Origin of the sequence: Agrobacterium cavarae, assembly GCF_004310285.1 — a bacterium.
Lineage (GTDB): Bacteria > Pseudomonadota > Alphaproteobacteria > Rhizobiales > Rhizobiaceae > Agrobacterium > Agrobacterium cavarae.
In genome coordinates this window covers 166,436-186,566 of sequence record NZ_SISF01000034.1, presented here as the reverse complement: position 1 = coordinate 186,566, position 20,131 = coordinate 166,436, and the positions used below count along the sequence as shown (strand labels likewise).

The 20,131-nt window shown below is 58.3% G+C and carries 17 protein-coding genes and 1 tRNA gene; 9 read left to right on the top strand and 9 right to left on the bottom strand.

What is annotated here, in order from left to right; genetic code table 11:
- Window positions 1-135 precede the first annotated feature (135 nt).
- Window positions 136-2,253, top strand: coding sequence for a bifunctional diguanylate cyclase/phosphodiesterase (locus EYC79_RS21780; RefSeq protein ID WP_130979482.1), 2,118 nt, complete (start codon window positions 136-138; stop codon window positions 2,251-2,253).
- 86 nt (window positions 2,254-2,339) lie between these two features.
- Here EYC79_RS21780 and lipB read toward each other — a convergent pair whose 3' ends face one another.
- Window positions 2,340-3,074: a lipoyl(octanoyl) transferase LipB gene (lipB, locus tag EYC79_RS21775; protein ID WP_130979481.1), complete on the bottom strand. Its 735-nt coding sequence runs from the start codon at window positions 3,072-3,074 to the stop codon at window positions 2,340-2,342.
- A 188-nt stretch (window positions 3,075-3,262) separates the two neighbouring features.
- On the opposite strand from lipB, the gene EYC79_RS21770 reads away from it, so the two are divergent.
- Window positions 3,263-3,347 (top strand) — tRNA-Leu (locus tag EYC79_RS21770).
- An 89-nt stretch (window positions 3,348-3,436) separates the two neighbouring features.
- Here EYC79_RS21770 and EYC79_RS21765 read toward each other — a convergent pair.
- The 3 genes from EYC79_RS21765 to recA all read right to left on the bottom strand — a co-directional run bounded on the left by EYC79_RS21765 (window position 3,437) and on the right by recA (window position 8,120).
- Entirely contained in the window at window positions 3,437-3,625 is a 189-nt protein-coding gene (locus EYC79_RS21765) for a hypothetical protein (RefSeq protein WP_062427484.1), read from the bottom strand.
- Between the two features lie 537 nt (window positions 3,626-4,162).
- Window positions 4,163-6,826 carry an alanine--tRNA ligase gene (gene alaS / locus EYC79_RS21760; RefSeq protein ID WP_130979480.1) on the bottom strand — a complete coding sequence of 888 codons (2,664 nt, stop codon included), beginning with the start codon at window positions 6,824-6,826 and terminating at the stop codon, window positions 4,163-4,165.
- Window positions 6,827-7,031: 205 nt separating this feature from the next.
- Window positions 7,032-8,120 (bottom strand): recombinase RecA, encoded by a 1,089-nt coding sequence (gene recA, locus EYC79_RS21755; protein ID WP_062440813.1) that lies wholly within the window; start codon window positions 8,118-8,120, stop codon window positions 7,032-7,034.
- 245 nt (window positions 8,121-8,365) lie between these two features.
- Here recA and EYC79_RS21750 point away from each other — a divergent pair, with 245 nt between their 5' ends.
- Both EYC79_RS21750 and EYC79_RS21745 read left to right on the top strand, forming a co-directional pair.
- Complete coding sequence (locus EYC79_RS21750; protein WP_130979479.1) at window positions 8,366-9,304, top strand: carbohydrate kinase family protein; 939 nt, start codon at window positions 8,366-8,368, stop codon at window positions 9,302-9,304.
- 30 nt (window positions 9,305-9,334) lie between these two features.
- Window positions 9,335-10,258: a pseudouridine-5'-phosphate glycosidase gene (locus EYC79_RS21745; RefSeq protein WP_062598498.1), complete on the top strand. Its 924-nt coding sequence runs from the start codon at window positions 9,335-9,337 to the stop codon at window positions 10,256-10,258.
- 72 nt (window positions 10,259-10,330) lie between these two features.
- Here EYC79_RS21745 and EYC79_RS21740 read toward each other — a convergent pair whose 3' ends face one another.
- Both EYC79_RS21740 and EYC79_RS21735 read right to left on the bottom strand, forming a co-directional pair.
- Window positions 10,331-12,559, bottom strand: coding sequence for an OmpA family protein (locus EYC79_RS21740; RefSeq protein ID WP_130979478.1), 2,229 nt, complete (start codon window positions 12,557-12,559; stop codon window positions 10,331-10,333).
- A gap of 258 nt (window positions 12,560-12,817) precedes the next feature.
- Entirely contained in the window at window positions 12,818-14,083 is a 1,266-nt protein-coding gene (locus tag EYC79_RS21735) for an MFS transporter (protein ID WP_130979477.1), read from the bottom strand.
- Between the two features lie 331 nt (window positions 14,084-14,414).
- On the opposite strand from EYC79_RS21735, the gene EYC79_RS21730 reads away from it, so the two are divergent.
- The 5 genes from EYC79_RS21730 to EYC79_RS21710 all read left to right on the top strand — a co-directional run bounded on the left by EYC79_RS21730 (window position 14,415) and on the right by EYC79_RS21710 (window position 18,299).
- Window positions 14,415-15,188, top strand: a complete 774-nt coding sequence (locus EYC79_RS21730) for an ABC transporter substrate-binding protein (RefSeq protein ID WP_130979476.1) — start codon at window positions 14,415-14,417, stop codon at window positions 15,186-15,188.
- Window positions 15,189-15,303: 115 nt separating this feature from the next.
- Window positions 15,304-16,104, top strand: a complete 801-nt coding sequence (locus tag EYC79_RS21725; protein WP_062427557.1) for an ABC transporter permease — start codon at window positions 15,304-15,306, stop codon at window positions 16,102-16,104.
- Window positions 16,101-16,931 carry an ABC transporter permease gene (locus EYC79_RS21720; protein WP_130979475.1) on the top strand — a complete coding sequence of 277 codons (831 nt, stop codon included), beginning with the start codon at window positions 16,101-16,103 and terminating at the stop codon, window positions 16,929-16,931. The genes EYC79_RS21725 and EYC79_RS21720 overlap by 4 nt, the downstream gene beginning before the upstream one ends.
- Before the next feature lie 159 nt (window positions 16,932-17,090).
- On the top strand, window positions 17,091-17,357 hold the full coding sequence (locus tag EYC79_RS21715) for an usg protein (RefSeq protein WP_130979474.1): 267 nt from the start codon (window positions 17,091-17,093) through the stop codon (window positions 17,355-17,357).
- Window positions 17,358-17,474: 117 nt separating this feature from the next.
- Window positions 17,475-18,299, top strand: a complete 825-nt coding sequence (locus EYC79_RS21710) for a class I SAM-dependent DNA methyltransferase (protein WP_130979674.1) — start codon at window positions 17,475-17,477, stop codon at window positions 18,297-18,299.
- Between the two features lie 60 nt (window positions 18,300-18,359).
- On the opposite strand, the gene EYC79_RS21705 is transcribed toward EYC79_RS21710, so the two are convergent.
- From EYC79_RS21705 to EYC79_RS21695, 3 genes are all read right to left on the bottom strand, one after another.
- Window positions 18,360-18,848, bottom strand: coding sequence for an Lrp/AsnC family transcriptional regulator (locus tag EYC79_RS21705; RefSeq protein WP_062427493.1), 489 nt, complete (start codon window positions 18,846-18,848; stop codon window positions 18,360-18,362).
- Window positions 18,849-18,914: 66 nt separating this feature from the next.
- On the bottom strand, window positions 18,915-19,574 hold the full coding sequence (locus EYC79_RS21700; protein ID WP_130979473.1) for a uracil-DNA glycosylase family protein: 660 nt from the start codon (window positions 19,572-19,574) through the stop codon (window positions 18,915-18,917).
- A 1-nt stretch (window position 19,575) separates the two neighbouring features.
- Entirely contained in the window at window positions 19,576-20,121 is a 546-nt protein-coding gene (locus tag EYC79_RS21695; RefSeq protein WP_165457096.1) for a thermonuclease family protein, read from the bottom strand.
- Window positions 20,122-20,131: the final 10 nt, after the last annotated feature.

Sequence of the window (20,131 nt, the reverse complement as noted above, 5' to 3'; positions counted from 1 at the left end):
TTTTGTTGTAGCCCATATAAATTATTAACTCGTTGTGTAGTAAACCATCACATTGCCATCCACCCGGCCTGCGAACGCAGTAAACGGCTGCTGCGTTTGCTCTAATGCGGTGCCTTCCTAAAAGGGGCGACTGTAATGATGACTGTGCTGGGATGCATCGTCTACGAACACAACATCTGGCTCGTGCTTGTGGCAGTGCTACTCTGCGGCACCGGTTCGTGGGTGACATCCCGGCTTTTCAGTAAAACGACGACCGCGACCGGGAAGCAGCGCATCGGCTGGCAGGCCATGACTGCGCTTTCTGCAGGCGTGGCGATCTGGTGCACACATTTCGTCGCCATGCTTGGCTATGACGCAGGCGTGCCCATCGGCTTCGATTTGTCGTTGACGGTTGTTTCGCTTCTGGTCGTCCTGTTCGGCAATGCGATCGGTTTTGCCGTGGCAGTCAGCAACCGTCATCCCATCATGCCCGCCTCGGGCGGCGCAATCGTCGGTCTCGCCATTTCCACAATGCACTATACCGGTATGATGGCCTACCGCGTTCAAGGGATCGTATCCTGGGACAGGACTTACCTTATCGCTTCGATCGTTTTTTCCGTGGGTCTTTCATCGGCTGCGCTGCATTTTGGCATGCGTAAAGGCAGCAACGTCATGGCCGTGGTCCTAACGCTTGCAATCGCCGTCTTGCACTTCACAGGGATGACGGCGTTCAAGGTCGAACCGATGTATGTCGACGGATCCTTCTCCAATCCGGATTCTCTCTGGACTCTGGCCATCGCCATTTCCGGCATGGCTTTCGTCATCGTTGCCTGCGGTCTGGTAAGCTACCTCATCGACAATGGCACACGCGCCGAGACCATGGCGCATCTTCGTCAAATGGCGTTATACGACGCGCTAACCGGCCTTCCCAATCGCGCCAACTTCAACGAGAGGCTGGAGAAAGAACTCGCGCTCGCCGATGCGCAAAAGATCCGGCTAGCGATGATCGGCATCGATCTCAACCGGTTCAAGGAGATCAACGACACCCGTGGCCACCATGTCGGCGACGACGTCTTGACCGACCTTGGTCTGCGGCTCAAGCATTTGGTTCGGGAAGACAAGGGCGAGTTCGTTGCCCGTGTTGGCGGAGACGAGTTCGCCGCTCTATTCCGTATTCAGGACGATGAAATGGTCGGCATAAACCGGTTTCTGAAACGTCTCGAAACGGTGATGTTCACTCCGATCAATATCGACGAAGCCCAAATTGTCGCTGGCGCAAGCTTCGGTGTCGCCCTCTACCCCGACGACGCAACTAACAAGGAAACGCTTGTCAGTAATGCGGACCTCGCCATGTATCGGGCAAAGTCGCAACTCACCGAAAAGCGTGTCTGCTTCTATGAGGCGGGCATGGACAAGGCCGTCAAAGCAAGGCGTTGCATGGCGGCTGATTTGCGCAAAGCACTCTCCCGCGATGAACTCTCGATCCACTACCAGGTACAGACCTCCGTTTCGACTGGCGAGATCACGGGCTACGAAGCGCTGCTGCGGTGGCACCATCCGGAACGCGGTTTCATCCCGCCCTCAGATTTTATTCCGCTGGCGGAGGAAAACGGGCTCATTTTGCAACTTGGCGAGTGGGTGCTGCGCACCGCATGCGCAGCTGCTGCCTCCTGGGAGCCAGCCTGCAAGGTTGCCGTCAACCTCTCTGCCGTTCAGTTTGCAGCGGGCGATCTGCCCAAGCTCGTCATGAGCATCCTTCTCGAAACGGGTCTTCCCCCGCATCGACTGGAGCTCGAACTTACCGAGACCGCCATCCTGAAGGATCGCGAGCGTGCCTTTCACATGCTTCGCCAAATCAAATCCTATGGAGTCTCCATTGCGCTGGACGACTTCGGCATTGGCTATTCTTCGATAGATACGCTGCGGTCTTTCCCTTTCAGCAAGATCAAGCTCGACCGCTCCTTTATCGACGAAAGCCACAGCAGTCAGGAAGCACTGACCATCATCCGCACCGTATTGGCTCTCGGCAAGGGCCTTAAAATCCCGGTTTTGGCGGAAGGGGTGGAAACAAGGGAACAGCTTTCGCTTTTGGAATCAGAAGGATGCGGGGAAGCACAGGGCTACCTTCTCGGCCGGCCGGCGTCACTTGACCAGATCCTTGCGACGGGCCGCTTGCGCATCATCGAGCGACCCCTCCCTTTGCCAAGAACGGCCATTCATGACCCTTTCGGCCTATCTGACGTAACTATTGGAAAGACAGGCACAGACAGCTGAAACCCGGCGAAGGCTAGACGATTGTCTGTTATCCGACATGATAAGAAGTTGGTTCTCGGAAACAGAATGGGTGTAGCAAAACCGAATTAGGACGCCGCCCCTGCGCCCTCGTTCGCGGTATCGCCAAAGACCTCCTCGAAGGCCTCCCGTAGGAAGACATCGACATCGTTGATCATCACCAGCAGGCCGAGATCGACGAGGCTGGTGACGCCGTATTGGGTGATGCCGCAGGGAACGATGCCGCCGAAGTGGGTCAGGTCGGGATCGACATTGATCGACAGGCCATGAAAGCTCACCCACTTGCGCAGGCGAATCCCGAGCGCCGCAATCTTGTCCTCGGACATGGAGCCATCCGGCAGAAGCGGCTTTTCCGGCCGGCGAACCCAAACACCGACCCGATCTTCACGCCGCTCTCCCTTGACGTTCATCTTGTCGAGCGTGCGGATGATGACCTCCTCCAGTGCAGCCACATAGGCGCGCACATCCTGGCGTCTGCGCTTGAGATCGAGCATCACATAGACCACCCGCTGGCCTGGGCCATGATAGGTGTACTCCCCGCCCCGTCCGGTTGCGAAGACGGGAAAGCGGTCCGGCTCGATCAGGTCCGACGAATCTGCACTCGTGCCCGCCGTGTAAAGCGGCGGATGCTCCAGGAGCCATACAAGCTCGTCCGCTTCGCCCGCAGCGATGGCTGAGACCTCACGCTCCATCTCCTCGATCGCCTGCTCGTAGGGCACCAGCCCGTCAGAGATTCGCCAGCGTACCGCAGGAGAACCGGCGCTCGGGTACATCGTGGAGGTGAGATCGGTGCGTGTGAGCATGAAAATGTCCTTTCCACAGCCTTCTGGCAGAATGAAATAGAGGCTGCAAGCCCAGCGTTTGCGGGCTTCTTCCATATAGGAAGGCAAAGGCCTGTTTTTAATTTCAAAAAACTGTCACGGCGCTCTTGTGCACCCAAAATCCTTTTGCTACATGCACCCCCGTCGGCGCAAGTCGACCCTACCACGATGCGGTCGTGGCGGAATTGGTAGACGCGCAGCGTTGAGGTCGCTGTGGGGCAACCCGTGGAAGTTCGAGTCTTCTCGACCGCACCAAAAGAAAAACCCGCTTCGGCGGGTTTTTCTTTGTCTTCAATTATCTAAGCGAATTCCCTGAAGCTCCGTGTGAACGATCGGCGATCCGTTCAATGGATTGGGATGTTTCTTTTATCCGCTTCTTCCTTGATGATATCCTCGACCAGTTCGCGTTTCAGCGACGGATTTCCCAGCAGATAATCATCGGCAATTTCAAAAATGGATTTCGGGCTTTCGGTGCGGCTGAGCGTATCGAGATCCTGCGCGATCTGCTCCCGAAGTTCTGCATAATTTTCCATGGTCGTCTCCTTTGTTATGAACACAATGCGGATGGGATCGCACCGGTTCCTAAAGCACGATGCCTAGATCAAAGAAGACAGAGCGTCCTTGGTGCCTCCAGTAGGACGCACGGCGCTCCAAGCCAAAAAGAAACCCTCCCGCGAGGGAGGGTCAGGTTGGAGAAGACAGCATCATGCGGGTAGCCGGTCAGCTGCCAAGACATCGAACCGTCATCGATACGCCCAGTTCCCCTGCGTCGTCACCCAGCGCGCGATCATCGGACTGCAACGCGAATGCGGTTCGATCGGTCCGACGCTCTGGAGCGGCCCGTGAGGGCGAAACAAAACACGTCGACGTCTCATCCTGCCCTCCACCACAAACGCACGACGACATAATCACTCGAAAGCTACCAGTACGCCATCACGCTGTCATTATAGGGTCGTGAACCGATGACTGGAATAGAAAGGGCCGGAACCTCGTCTTCGAAGTTCCGGCCCTTGAATGTCAGCAATCAAACGCAGGGCAGCTCAGCTGCTTTCCCACGACCTTGAACGAGATCAGCTCGCGAGCGACGCTGCAACTGCCTCGATGGCTTCATCAGCCTTCGATCCATCGGGGCCACCAGCCTGCGCCATGTCTGGACGTCCACCGCCACCCTTGCCGCCGAGAGCAGCCGACGCCGTACGCACCAGATCGACGGCGCTAAAACGCGATGTCAGGTCTTCGGTGACCGCTGCAACGGCACTGGCCTTTCCATCCTCGGATACGGCAATCAGCAGCACCACGCCAGAGCCCAGATTGGTCTTGGCATCGTCTGCGAGACCCTTCAGATCCTTGGCATCGATGCCGGACATGGCCTTTGCCATGAACTTCACGCCACCGACCTCTCTCGTATCGCTGGCCGAGCCTTCCGCCGAACCGCCGCCCATGGCGAGCTTGCGGCGAGCGTCAGCCAGTTCGCGCTCGAGCTTCTTGCGCTCATCCAGCAGACCCTCGACGCGCGAGATAACATCGCCTGGCTGCACGCGAAGCGACGAGGCAAGTGTTTTCACGCGGTCATCCTGCTCTGCAAGATAGGCAAGCGCACCCGGTCCCGTGACCGCTTCGACGCGGCGCACGCCCGCACCAACGGCACTTTCGCCAAGGATACGCACGAGGCCGATCTGTCCCGTAGCGGAGACATGCGTACCGCCACAAAGTTCGACTGAATAAGGCCGGTTAGCCTTGGCGCCATGGATACCGGTGCCCATGGAGACGACGCGCACTTCATCGCCATATTTTTCGCCAAATAGCGCCATCGCGCCTTCTGCAATCGCATCATCCACGCTCATCAAGCGCGTGACGACCGGCGAGTTCTGGAGAATGATCTCATTCGCCATGTCCTCAACGATCTTCAACTCGTCCGCCGTCATCGGCTTTGGATGCGACACGTCGAAGCGCAGACGTTCCGGTGCCACAAGCGAGCCCTTCTGCGCCACATGGGTTCCGAGAACCTCGCGAAGCGCTTCGTGCAGCAGGTGGGTTGCGGAGTGGTTGGCACGCAGGCGCGATCGGCGATCATGATCGACTGTCAATTGAACGGCGTCGCCGAGCTTCACGCCGCCCTTGGCGACCTTGCCGATATGGACGAAGAGACCCTCGCCCTTCTTCTGCGTATCGGTGACCGTGACGCTGCCATTGTCGGAGGAGATGACACCGGTGTCGCCCATCTGACCGCCGGACTCTCCGTAGAACGGCGTCTGGTTGACGACGATCTGGACAGTCTCGCCTTCGGCTGCAGCGTCGACCGACTTGCCATCCTTGACGATCGCCTGGACCACGCCCTCGGCAGTCTCAGTGTCGTAGCCAAGGAACTCGGTCGCGCCGAACTTTTCCTTCAGCTCGAACCAGACGGTCTCGGTTGCCTTGTCGCCGGAACCGGCCCAGTGCGAGCGGGCTTCCGCCTTCTGGCGCTCCATGGCATCGGTAAAGCCGGCAATGTCCACGCCGATTTCGCGGGCGCGCAGTGCGTCCTGCGTCAGATCGAGCGGGAAGCCATAGGTATCGTAAAGCTTGAAGGCGGTCTCGCCGTCCAGCATGCCGCCCTTGGAAAGGTCGGACGTGGCGTCGGACAGAAGCGAGAGACCACGCTCCAGCGTCTTACGGAAGCGGGTTTCTTCAAGCTTCAGCGTCTCGGAGATCAACGCCTCGGCGCGCACGAGTTCCGGATAGGCGCGGCCCATCTGCTGGACAAGCGTCGGCAGAAGCTTCCAGATCAGCGGTTCCTTGGAGCCCAGAAGCTCGGCATGACGCATGGCGCGACGCATGATGCGGCGCAGAACGTAACCACGGCCCTCATTCGACGGCAGAACACCATCGGCGATCAGGAATGCCGAAGAACGCAGGTGATCGGCAATCACGCGGTGGCTTGCGCGCTTCTCGCCTTCAGCCGGAACGCCGGTCGCTTCGACGGAGGCCGAGATCAGCGCGCGGAAAAGGTCGGTATCGTAATTATCATGCTTGCCCTGCAGCAGAGCTGAGATGCGCTCAAGGCCCATGCCCGTGTCGATGGATGGACGCGGCAGGTTGATGCGCTCTTCCTTCGTCACCTGCTCATACTGCATGAAGACGAGGTTCCAGATTTCGATGAACCGGTCACCATCCTCATCGGCAGAGCCAGGAGGTCCGCCCCAGATATGATCGCCGTGGTCGTAGAAGATTTCCGAGCAAGGACCGCAAGGACCGGTGTCGCCCATGGCCCAGAAGTTATCGCTCGTCGGAATGCGGATGATGCGATCGTCGGAAAAACCGGCAATCTTCTTCCAAAGGTCGAAAGCTTCGTCATCGGTATGATAGACCGTCACCAGAAGACGGTTCTTGTCGATGCCGAATTCCTTGGTGATCAGGTTCCAGGCGTGCGTGATCGCCTCTTCCTTGAAATAGTCACCGAAAGAAAAGTTGCCGAGCATTTCGAAGAAGGTGTGGTGGCGCGCGGTGTAACCGACATTGTCGAGGTCGTTATGCTTGCCACCCGCGCGAACGCACTTTTGCGACGAAGCGGCCTTCGAATAAGGACGGCTCTCAAGACCGGTGAAGACGTTCTTGAACTGGACCATACCCGCATTGGTGAACATCAGGGTCGGGTCGTTGCGCGGCACCAGCGGGCTGGATGGCACAATTTCATGGCCGTTCTTCTTGAAGTAGTCGAGGAAAGTCGACCGGATTTCATTCACACCGCTCATACGAAGTCCTTCATTGCCACGCTCACGCAGCGATAATAAAAAAGTCACAGGCTTTTATCGTCCGCCACCCGGCCTGTCCAGCCAAAGAGCGCCGGGCTCTGCCAGAATGAGGCAGCAAAATGACAAAGGCCGCGCGACGGGATCGCACGACCTTGGATCAATCAACGATGGGCAACGATGCCGGAGAAAGCCCGGCAGCGTTTAATCATGCGTCCGGTTCTACACCATCCGCATCGGCTTCAGGTCCGCCGTTCTCAAGGAATCGGTCAGCGATCAAGCCGGCATTTTGACGGAGGGCCATTTCGATTTCGTTGGCGACAGCGGGATTGTCGCGCAGGAACGACTTGGCGTTCTCACGCCCCTGCCCCAGCCTCTGGCTGTTATAGGAGAACCAGGCGCCAGACTTCTCGACGATGCCGGCCTTCACGCCGAGATCCACAAGTTCGCCAGTCTTGGAAACGCCTTCGCCATACATGATGTCGAATTCGACCTGCTTGAAGGGAGGCGCCATCTTGTTCTTGACGACCTTGACGCGCGTCTGGTTACCAACAACCTCTTCACGCTCCTTGACCGAGCCGATACGGCGGATGTCGAGACGAACCGAGGCGTAGAACTTCAGCGCGTTGCCGCCCGTCGTCGTTTCCGGCGAACCGAACATCACACCGATCTTCATGCGGATCTGGTTGATGAAGATCACCATGGTCTTCGACTTGGAAATGGATGCGGTCAGCTTGCGCAGCGCCTGGCTCATCAGACGGGCCTGGAGACCCGGCAGGCTGTCGCCCATCTCACCTTCGATTTCAGCACGTGGCGTCAGAGCAGCAACGGAGTCGACCACCAGCACGTCCACGGCACCGGAGCGCACCAGCGTATCGGTAATTTCAAGCGCCTGCTCGCCCGTGTCGGGCTGCGAAATCAGAAGGTTGTGAAGATCGACGCCAAGCTTGCGGGCATAGATCGGATCGAGCGCGTGCTCGGCGTCCACGAAGGCGCAGATGCCGCCCTTCTTCTGGGCTTCTGCAATCGTCTGCAGTGCCAGGGTCGTTTTACCGGAGCTTTCCGGCCCGTAAATTTCAACGATACGCCCCTTCGGCAGACCGCCGATGCCGAGCGCAATATCAAGGCTGAGAGATCCCGTCGAAACGGTCTCGACCTCGATGACGTTTTCATTGGAACCGAGCTTCATGATCGATCCCTTGCCGAACGAACGTTCGATCTGGGAGAGCGCCGCTTCCAGTGCCTTGCTTTTATCCACCGAATTGTCCTCTACAAGACGCAAAGAATTTTGTGCCATCTGAACCACCTTTAGGTTATTGAAGCCGCACAGGCAACGAAGCAGTGTGTAGACTGTATGTACTCTTTTTGTTCTCATTCCACAACAGCGCATCAGCCCGTTGAAAACAAATAACGATAAGCCGTTCGTTCTGCTTTTGTTTTTCTTTGTTGAAGGATTTTCCACGGCCAAAGGGTCAGTTGGAAAGAGCTGAAAAACACCGAATCGGATTTGGCAGTTTGTCGCGTGAAGAAGGATTGGCCAGCGTGAAGAAAATACTCGTTCTGGGCGGCGCGCATATTGACCGGCGCGGCATGATCGAGACGGAAACGGTGCAAGGGGCAAGCAATCCCGGTTCCTGGATGGAGGAAGCCGGCGGCGGCGGTTTCAATGCGGCCCGTAACCTTTCCCGGCTGGGATTCCAGGTGAGGCTCATCGCACCGCGTGGCGGTGATGGCAATGGTGCGACTGTTGCCGCAGCAGCGCGGGATGCAGGGGTCGAAGATACGCCTTTCACCTTCCTAGACCGCAGCACCCCGAGTTACACGGCAATCCTGGAGCGCGACGGCAATCTGGTCATCGCCATTGCCGATATGGATCTCTACAAGCTCTTCACGCCGCGTCGCCTCAAAGCCCGCGCCGTGCGCGAAGCGATCAAGACCACCGACATCATTCTCTGCGATGCCAACCTGCCTGAAGATACGCTAAGCGCGATCGGAATGGCAGCGCGCGCCTGCGAAAAGCGTCTCGCGGCCATTGCCATTTCGCCAGCCAAAGTCGTGCGTATGAGGCCCGCATTGGCCGAGATCGACATGCTGTTCATGAACGAGGCGGAAGCGCGCGCGCTGACAGGCCAGAATGTCACCGAGGCGAGACAATGGCCGACTTTGCTGAGAGAGGCCGGCCTACGCGGCGGCGTCATCACCAGTGGCGCCAAACGCGTTGTCGCTTTCGACCAGAACGCTACTGCGGTGCTGACACCACCGCTGATCGAGGATGTGAAAGATGTGACCGGTGCGGGGGATGCCATGGCATCCGGCTACCTGTCCGCCATTGCCAGCGGCAAACCCATCACCGAAGCCTTGCGCCATGGTGCCGCCGCGGCTGCCATTACCGTCCAGTCTCCTTTTGCAACGGCCAGCGAATTGAATGCGGAGACACTTGCCGCCGCACTGGCGCTTGTGCCGCAGGCTGAAATGGTGTGAAGAGATCGCTTAATTAAACTGGAAGAGACCATGACCAAGACCACCTCCCCGCTCCTGCCGATCGTCTATTCGGAAGAAGTTGCCGCCGCCAAGCAGCGCGGCGCGCCGATCGTTGCGCTTGAATCCACGATCATCACCCACGGCATGCCCTATCCGGGCAATATCCGCATGGCTGAAGGCGTGGAGAAACTGATCCGTGACAACGGCGCGGTTCCGGCCACCATTGCCGTCATCCACGGCACGCTGCATATCGGTCTCGAAAAGGATCAGTTGGAAGCCCTGGCACAAACCAAGGATGCCATGAAGGTCTCACGCGCCGACATCGCTTTCGCGATTGCCGAGCGTCGGACAGGTGCAACCACGGTTGCCGCCACCATGATTGCGGCTGAACATGCCGGGATCAAGGTCTTCGCGACCGGCGGAATCGGGGGCGTACATCGCGGAGCGGAAGAAAGCTTCGACATCTCGGCCGACCTGACCGAGCTTGCACGCACCGGCGTCATCGTCGTCTGCGCAGGCGCAAAGGCGATCCTCGATGTGCCGAAGACGCTTGAGGTTCTGGAAACCAACGGCGTTCCGGTCGTCACCTATGGCTCGCAAGAATTCCCGGCCTTCTGGTCGCGCGCGTCGGGCCTCAAAAGCCCGCTGACGCTCAACAGCCCGGCAGCGATCGCAAACTTCCAGACAACCCGCGAACAGTTCGGCCTCGAAGGCGGCATGCTGATCGCTAACCCGGTGCCGGAAGAAGACGAAATCGGCCGTGACGAGATGGAGATCTACATCGAGCGCGCGCTTTCCGCAGCCGAAGAAGACAACATCACTGGCAAGGCGGTCACGCCCTATCTACTGGCAAAGATTTTCGAGATCACCGAAGGCCGCAGCCTCGACACCAATATCTCGCTGGTGCGCAACAATGCCCGCCTCGCAGCCGAGATCGCCGTCGCACTCGTCTGAACAGCCGGGACTTAAAAAGAAAAGGCCCGGAAGCTGATGGCTTCCGGGCCCTCTTGTTGATCGGAACGAATTTTAGTTCTGCGCGACCGGGCGCACTAGCGGCGTGATGCGGCGGATGGTAACGCGACGGTTCTCCTGGTTCGGACCAAGCGTTTGAACCTTCAGGTATCGCTCGCCATAGCCCTGCGTCGTCAGGTTTTCCGGCGGGATGCCGTACACTTCGGTCAAGACCTTGGCGACAGACTCTGCGCGTTCGTCAGAGAGCACAAGGTTGCTTTCATCCGAACCGACGGCATCGGTATGGCCTTCGATCAGGAAGGTTTCAGCCGGGTTCTTTTCAAGCACCTTGTTCATCGCATCGGCAACCTTGCGCAGCGAGCGTGCCTGGCTCATGGGAATTTCGGCACTGCCGGTCGCAAAGGTGATGGTGTCAAGGTCGATACGACGCACCATGTCACGCACACGAGCCGAGTAGCGGACCTCATCCATGGAGTAAACGCGCTGGACGGGCTCTACCGGAGGCTGTTCAAGGAAGCGATAGTAGTCGCGGTCATCGTCAGACGACGTATCGATGATATACTCGTTGACGGGGATACGCAGACGCAGGGGCGGCAGGTCGAGACCAGGATCGCGATAGACGTATTCGCGGTCAGGTTCATCGGCCAGTTCCGGTGCGTAAAACAGAACATACTCGCGACCGCGGGCGTCGATACGGGAACGCTGAATGACGTCACCATAGCGATTGCGGATCGTCACCACCTGCGTTCCGTCGGATCGCTCGATCGTTTCGCGGTAGCGATCGTCAGGAAGGCGCTCATAGTAGGGCTTCGCGCCTTCGCTGACGAAGCGGTCGTCATCACTGCCACGCACCACGACGCGGTCACCAAACTGCAGGAACACGCGGTCGCCCATGTCGCGGTCGCGCGGCATATCGCGGGGACGCCACTCGCGAACACCGTCGGGACGATCGAACTGCGGACGGCGGTCGATGCGCTCACCCTGGATATTGGTGATGTTCTGAATATTGATCTGCGGTGCGGGCTGTCCGTGACGGCGTCCACCCGCCTGGGCTTCGGCATCCGAGGTCGGGACCTTGAAGTCCTGGCCCTGCTCGCGTTCACGACGACGCTGTTCGCGAAGCTGCTCGTTGCCACTGCGATAGACTTCCTTGTCGCTGTCGAGAACGGCAGCTCCCTTGTCCACGGGCAGCACGACGGTATCAGCCGACTTGGACGGGTCCTCGGCTATCGCGCGTGCCTTGTCCAGCTGTTCCTTGGTCGTCGTGGGCGCTTCTGTCTGAGGCGTTGCGACCTGGGCTGGAACCGGCTCACCGGCTGGTGCCTGGCCAGTCGCGGCGCCGTCAAGTGGCGCTGCGGGCGCACCCGGAACAGGGGCTGGTGCAGGTTCGCCGTTTTGCGCGCGCGGCGGGCGTGGCTGCTCGGATGGCTGCTGGCCTGGAGCCGGGTTCGGCTGCTCGGTCGGTGCGGGAGCGCGACCGGGTGTCGGCGGTTCTGCAGGCACCGGTGCCGCACCCTCGGCAGGTTCTGGAGCTGCCGGACGCTTTGCGGGCTTGACAGGCTTTTCCGGTGCAGCCTCATTGGCTGCCGGTTCATTCGCAGGCTTGGCGGCCGGGGCTTCGGGCTTTGCTGCCGGCGCTTCCGGCTTCGGCGGCTGCTTGCCTTCGGCTTCAGGCTGCGCTTCGGCAGCGGGCTTGCGGCGCGGGCGTTCCTGCTGCTGCTCGGACTCAGCCTGTGGCGCGGCTTCGGGAGCAGCGTCACGGCGCGGACGCTCTGGACGTGGCTGGCCTTCGGCTTCAGGCTGAGCCTCTGCGGCCGGCTTGCGGCGCGGGCGTTCCTGCTGCTGCTCGGGTTCGGCCTGCGGCGCTGCCTCTGGGGCGGCTTCACGGCGTGGGCGCTCTGGGCGTGGTGCCTCAGCTTCTGGTGCTGCTTCGCGGCGTGGACGCTCCTGTGGCTGCTCGGCCTGCGGTTCAGGTGCTGCTTCGCGCTTCGGACGCTGCGGGGCTTCCTCACGCTTCTGCTCAGGCTCGCGCTTCGGCTCAGCCTGGGGCTCGCCCTGCTGCTCGCGCTGGCGGCGCTTCAACAATTCTTCTTCTGGGTTCGGCGGCGCTTCGGCCTGCGCAAGAATGATGGCTCCGTTGCCGTTGGAAAGGGTTCCCTGTTGCTCAACCTGCGCCATCGGCGCTGCATGCGCAACGGTGGCCACAAGTGCCGGCTCGACTGCAATGGCAATCGACATCAGGGGGAAAACGACCCCGGTCATCAATTTATTCTTATTCAGCATGGCGCTTCCTCATCTGCCGTCTTCATTTGCGTTTGCCCTGCGGCATTGGGGCACAGTCTGCACATCATGGCGCTAAACAACGCCCGGCATGCGGTCTTGTTCCAATGATGAAGATGCCGGCCTGTACCGGGAATGAACGAATAAAGGCATTTTCTGGGAGGACTGCCATGATCGACAGAACTGGTTATGGCAGCAGCCGCCATGCCCATCACATCGCAACGACGGCGGGGATGAACCCGCCGTCGTCCAGCGCAAATTTCAAGCCGTTCTTCCCCGCGCTGACGGCGCCGGTTCAACCGGTTGGTCATCTGGAACGCCAAACTGCACGTTGCGCTTTTCATATCCGAACCCCGCCAGCAGGGCGACAGCGCAGGCGACGACAACGGCAACGCTGAACAGCGCCAGGGCGTAATCCCCCTGCCAGTGTGCGGCCAGTGTCGTTTGCAGGGTTGCGTTGCCAGAGGCCAGCAGGTTTCCAAGCTGGTAGGCAAAGCCTGGGAATGTGCCACGCACTTCGTCCGGCGAGAGTTCGTTCAGATGAACAGGGATAACGCCCCATGCACCCTGGACGAAGAACTGCAGAACGAAAGCACCGATGGCAAGCAGGACGGCGCCGGGAGCATAAACCCAGAACCAGGCGGCCGGAATGGCCAGAAGCGCGGCGATCACAATTGCCTTTCTCCGGCCAATTCGTTGCGACAGAGTACCGAAGAACAGACCACCGCAAATCGCCCCGATGTTGTAAACGATCGCAATGGCGCCTGTGGTGTGGCTGTCATAACCCCGCTGCGTTTCCAGGAAGGTTGGGTAGATGTCCTGCGTGCCGTGGCTGAGGAAATTGAACGCCGTCATCAGGATCACGGTCCAGATGAAGAGAGGAATATTCTTCTTCAAGACAGTCAGGAACGGTTGCTGAGGTCGGCTCTTGCGTTGGAGGAATGCGGGGGATTCCTCGACACTGCGCCGGATGTAGAGAACGATCAACGCTGGCAGAGCGCCGACGAAGAACATGCCTCTCCAGCCAATGATCGGGTAGAGCAGAAAGAAGACGATCGAGGCCAGCAAATAGCCAGCCGGGTAGCCCGCCTGAAGCAGGCCTGAGACGAAGCCACGCGCTTGCGGCGGCACCGTTTCCATGGTCAGTGAAGCCCCGACACCCCATTCGCCGCCCATGGCAATGCCGTAAAGCAGACGCAGGACGATGAACATCGTAAGCCCGGTCGAGAAGCCGGAGAGAAGCTCAAGGGCCGAATAAAGAAGGACGTCGACCATGAGCGTGATGCGGCGACCGTAACGGTCGGATGCAAGGCCAAAGATCAGCGCACCGATCGGCCGCATGGCAAGCGTCAGGAAAATTGCGATCGAGACCGCCGGGATGCTTGTATTGAACTCCTTCGCGATATCCTTGATGACAAAAACAAGGATGAAGAAATCGAAGGCGTCGAGTGTCCAGCCGAGGAAGCTGGCGATAACAGTGTTGCGCTGCGCAGGTGTCAGCGCCTGAATGCTGTGTGTGATACCCATGAAAATTCCTCCTGGAGGTGGAGGCGGAGGCCGAAAATCGGGAACCGTCGTCTGAAAAAAATGAATTGTCGCCTGAAATTATAAGGCTTCCTTACTACGCATAAGCGCCATATTTTGTTCCCTGGATTTCGAGCAGGTGGCAGCGATTCAAATCGATTTATTGAGGAGGCTGTCGCAGCGCAAAACAATGATGTTGCATTTTTTTTGCAACGGGATGAGTATCCCGGCAAGCATCCGCAACCGGCGCTCGACCGCGCGCGGAGTGCCAAAATCTTCACGCACGCAGAACATAAATGAGGCGTGCGTCGTATCGCCGAAAGAGAGGATCTAAATGCTGAACCCCACCCGTCTGTTTGCTGCAGCTTCCATTGCAGCCTTGTCGCTGTTTGCTGGCTCCGCCATGGCGCAGGACAAGATCGTCATCGGCACGGAAGGCGCCTACCCGCCATTCAACGTTCTGGAGGCTGACGGAAAGCTGACCGGCTTCGATATCGATATCGCCAAGGCACTCTGCGAACAGATGAAGGCCGAATGCACCTTTGTTACCAATGACTGGGATGGTATCATTCCAGCCCTTCAGGCGAAGAAATTCGACGCTATTGTTGCCTCCATGTCGATTACGCCTGAGCGCCTTGAAAAGGTGGACTTCTCCGAGAAGTACTATAACACGCCTCCGGCGATCGCCGTACCAAAGGACTCGCCGATCAAGTCCGTTGAGGACCTGAAGGGCAAGACAATCGGCGCGCAGGGCTCCACCACGCACGCCAACTATGCTGAAAAGCACCTGGCTGATTCCGAGCTGAAGCTCTATCCAACGGCTGACGAGTACAAGCTCGACATCACCAATGGCCGCATCGATGGCGTCATCGACGACATCGTGGTTCTGTCGCAGTGGGTGAAGTCGGACGCTGGCGCATGCTGCAAGATCCTGACGGCTATGCCTGTCGATGAACAGATCAACGGCAAGGGCGCGGGCATTGCCGTTCGCAAGGGCGACACAGCTCTCGCCGACAAGTTCAGCGCGGCAATCAAGGCCATCCGCGCGAATGGCAAATACAAAGAGATCAACGACAAGTACTTCGACTTCGACGTTTACGGCCAGTAAGCGCGTTTCTCATGTTGAAATATCATGGCGGGAGGGTTGCCCTTCCGCCATTTTTGTTTGAGAACACCTTCATAAAACAAATATGAAAGCGGCGCAGACCGCGGGGGAAGTTGGCATGAGCGGAGTGTTTTCCGCCATAGGTTCGTTCTGGACCTATCTCACATATCTGTTCGACCCGTTCTGTGGTCCGGTCGGTATCTTCTCACTCTTTGGCAACGGCACCCTACTCGCCTGCGGCGATGGCTGGGGCGACGAAATTGCCTTCGGCGTGAAAGTGACGATTTCCGTGGCCCTCGCCACGCTTCCCGTCGGGCTGTTCCTGGGTTTCCTGATCGCGCTAGCCGCGCAATCGCAGGAGAAATCCCTCCGCCTTGCCGTCGGCATCTACACCACGATCTTCCGTGGTCTACCCGAGCTCCTGACCCTCTTCATCGTCTATTACGGCATGCAGATCCTGCTCCAAACGATCGGCGGTTATCTCGGCTTTACCGGCCCCATCGAGATCAACGCCTTCGTTGCGGGCATGATTGCGCTTTCGGTCGTCTTCTCGTCCTACTCGTCCGAAGTGCTGCTATCTGCGTTTCGCGCCATTCCCAAGGGGCAATATGAGGCGGGTGATGCGCTGGGCCTGTCGCGCGGCCGCACCATGGTTCTCATCATCATCCCGCAGCTCGTGCGTATCGCCCTTCCCGGCATGACCAATCTCTGGGTCATTCTGTTGAAGGACACGTCCTACGTCTCGATCATTGGGTTGGCGGATATCGTGCGCCAGACCGGTATCGCCGCGCGCGTGACCAAGGATGCCTTTCTGTTTTACGGCATTGCCTGCCTGCTCTACCTCATTCTCGCTCTCATTTCCTCAATCGGCATTGGCTATATCGACCGCTGGGCGCGCCGCTCGGAGGTGCAGAGATGAGCCATATCGACAATTTGATTGAGGCAAGACCCGCACCACCCGCTCCTGCGCGGCGGTTCTCATTCGCGCGGATCGCCGGCTATGTCATCGTCACTCTCTGGGCCATGCTGTTCGTCGGTCTGGTGCTTTCGCTGATCCTGGACTGGGACCCGGATAAGATCGCGCGCTATGGCTGGCGCTATATCGATGGATTGTGGACGACGGTCAGCCTCGTCGGCCTTGCTTTGATCCTTGGCGCTGTCCTGTCTGCTCCGATTGCTTTCGCCCGCATGTCGAAGAATAGGATCGTAAGCGCCATTGCGTTCGCCTATGTCTATCTCTTTCGCAGCACGCCACTTCTGGCGCAGCTTTTCCTCATCTATTACGGCCTCGGTGGCTTTCGTACCGAGCTTGAGGCCGTCGGCCTGTGGTGGTTCTTCCGCGACGCGTGGTATTGCGGGCTTCTTTCACTGACGCTGAACACCGCCGCCTATCAGGCCGAGATCCTGCGCGGCGCAGTCCAAAGCGTTCCACGAGGCCAACACGAGGGCGCCGCATCGCTTGGCATTTCCAAGCCGGTGACATTCTGGAAGGTCGTTCTGCCGCAGGCATTGATCGTGGCGCTTCGCCCCTACGGCAACGAAATCATTCTGATGATCAAAGGCTCGGCGGTCGTTTCCATCGTCACCGTCTTCGACCTGATGGGGCAGACCCGATACGCCTATTCCCGCACATTCGACTTCCAGGCCTATCTCTGGGCGGCGATCTTCTACCTCTCGATGGTGGAAATCCTGCGTCATGTCTGGGCAGGCGTGGAGGCACGGCTGACACGCCATCTGAAGCGATGAGAGGCTGGCAGCACTCACTGAGAGAGGATGCTAACACACTGAGAAACATAAATAATTTGTGACATCTCGGTTTCTTGGCAAGCTTTGATTAACCATGTCATGTTCCCATTGTCGATGACACCTCGGTGTGTCGGCGATCAATAGAATGGGAACAGCCACATGAACCAAGACATGGAAATGATGCTGAAAGGCTATGGTCTCACCACAGCCGAAATCCTTTATCGCATGCCGGATCGTCCTTCCGTGCTTCAGAGCTATCTCTGGCAGAACTATGATCTCGCACCCGACTTTCCGGAAATGCACGGCTTCCTGAAATTCTGGCAGGAGAAGTTGGACGGTCCGCTGCACTCGGTGCGCTACGTCCACCGAAAGCTGATATCGGCCCAGGAATGGCGCTCCTTGAAGGGCGAATTCATCCTGCACTGACATAAATGTCCGCACGGATGCGCCTCCGGCTTCGAAGCTAACGATGAAACAAAACATTGCGCGCAAAAGCGTTGCGGCTTAATCAGGCTTCCAACGAAGCGGAGCCTGATGAACGCCATGACCAAGAACGCCAAGATCGATGAAGAGGCTCTTGCAGAAGCCTATAACCGCGCACTTGCGCTCGAAAAGGCCGGCGATATCGACGCCGCGGTGAAGGCTTACGAAGAGGTTCTTGCAATCGATCCCGAAGATCATGGCGGTGCCGCCGTGCGCATCGCATCGATGGGACGAGGCGAAGCGCCGCCTAAGGCACCGGACGCCTATGTCGAAACGCTCTTCGATCAGCATGCGGAAGCCTTTGAGGATATTCTCGTCGAACAGCTTGGCTATGCCGTCCCGATGATGGTGCGTCAGCGATTGCAGACGCTTGAACTCGGTCCCTTCAAGCGCATGCTCGATCTTGGTTGCGGCACCGGTCTCACGGGCGAAGCGCTTCGCGACATGGCCGACGACATCACCGGAATAGACATCTCCGAAAACATGGTTGAAATCGCCCATGAAAAGGATGTCTACGAGACGCTCTACGTCGCCGAAGTCGAGGATTTCCTCGAAGACAATGACGACGAAGCTTTCGATCTGATCACCGCGACGGACGTGCTGCCCTATCTCGGCGCTCTGGAACCGCTGTTCTTCGGTGCCGCAGAAAATATGGTGAAAGGCGGCATCTTTGTCTTTTCGTCAGAAACCCTCCCCGACGACAAAATGGCTGGCAGACCCTACATCGTCGGCGCTCATCAGCGTTTTGCCCATGCGGAAACCTATGTGCGCGAACGTCTGACCGCGACCGGCTTTGATGTGATCGAGGTCACAGATATCAATGTGCGCATGCAGGATGGGGAGCCGACACCCGGCCATCTGGTGATCGCGAAGTTCAAGGGCTGAGCGTGGCTCTACTCATTCCCGCGATCAGCGCGGGAATGAGCTATCAGTTGACACGGCCGATCACTCTTCGCCGGACTTTGGATTGTCCAGGATCATGTAATCGAGCGGCAGTTCGGTCGTGTACTTGATCTGCTCCATGGCAAAGACCGATGACACATCGCGGATTTCGATCTTTGCAATCATCCGCTTGTAGAAGGCATCATAAGCAGCGATATCCGGTACGACGACGCGCAGCAGATAATCCACGTCACCGCTCATACGGTAGAATTCGACCACTTCCGGAAACTCGGAAACAACCTCCGAAAAGCGCTTCAGCCACTCGATGGAGTGAGACGCGGTGCGGATGGAAACGAAGACCGTGACTTTGGTATTGACCTTCGCCGCATCCAGAATCGCCACGCGACGACGAATGACGCCATCCTCTTCCATCTTCTGGATACGCCGCCAACAGGGCGTCGTGGAAAGCCCGACCTTCTTTGCAAGGTCGGCAACAGCCAGTGTGGAATCCTCTTGCAGAATACGCAGAATTTTACGGTCGAGACGGTCCAATCTTCTCTCCTACGGAATTATTTTCCTCTATTTACACTAAAAAAAACCAAGAAAAAGAAATTTGTTTCATCGCGTGAGAATTTCCACATGCTGACGGAGGGTCGGCAGTATCTCCTGCTCGAACCAGGGGTTCTTTCGCAACCAGGAGGTATTGCGCCAGCTTGGATGCGGTAGGGGCAGTACGGGAATGCCCGTATTGCTTTGGAGATAGTTTCGCCAGTTCTGCACGGTTTCCGTCATGCTTTTCTTGCGCCGGTCGCCAAGATGATAGGCTTGCGCATATTGACCAATCGCCAGCACAAGCTCGATCTGCGGCATGGCGGACATCACCTCATCGCGCCAGCGCGGGGCGCATTCCCGCCGGGGCGGCAGGTCGCTGCCGCGCTGGTTATATCCGGGAAAGCAAAAGCCCATCGGCACGATGGCGAACCGATCGGCATCGTAAAACATGTCCCGGTCGACATTCAGCCACGTGCGCAGTCGGTCGCCAGAGGCATCATTGAATGGCAGACCGCTTTCATGCACACGAAGTCCAGGCGCCTGCCCGGCAATCAAGATTTTAGCCTTGGCCGAGATGACAGCGACCGGTCTGGGCTCATGCGGCAGCCGGTCGCCTTCGCCCTTCAGCGGCGTGTCCCGGCAGATCCGACATCGCGCGATGCTGTCGCGCAACCGCTCGATCAATGCCTCTTGGATATCCCCCTGCTTCTCCACAGTCACGTTCATGTCACCAGCCGAAGGCATGGCGCAGCACCGTCAAAGGCCCTGCCCGCGGCGCATCGGCTTCCATTGTCTTCTGCTCCCGTCGCCAGTCCCTTGGATTTTCGAATGCTCCACTCCAGAGGCCAAGCTTTTCCTCTCGCGCATTATCCTCCTCCTTGGCGTAGAGGAAATACTCCGTGGTCAAAGCCAGACCTTCAGAGACAATGAGGCTGCCGAGGTCTGCACCATTCACCGAACAGCGGACGAGAAAACGGGAATACCGATCTTTGCTACCGCCGGTACACTCGACCTCGCCTGTCTCCAGAACCTCTCTGACGAAATCCTTAGCCGCGTGTCCACATGCCCAGGTTCCATCACCCGCTCCGCAATCCTGACGAAGCTCAGGCGCATCGATCCCCATCAACCGATAACGGGAAGCACCGAGCGCAAGCGTATCTCCGTCAATCGCGACGAAGCTACCGGAGAACTGCCGATCATTGAGACCATCGACCTTCGCCATGATCAAGGCACCCAGAACGATCAGCAAAAGCAGAATGATTCCGTCCTTCACCGGAGAAAAT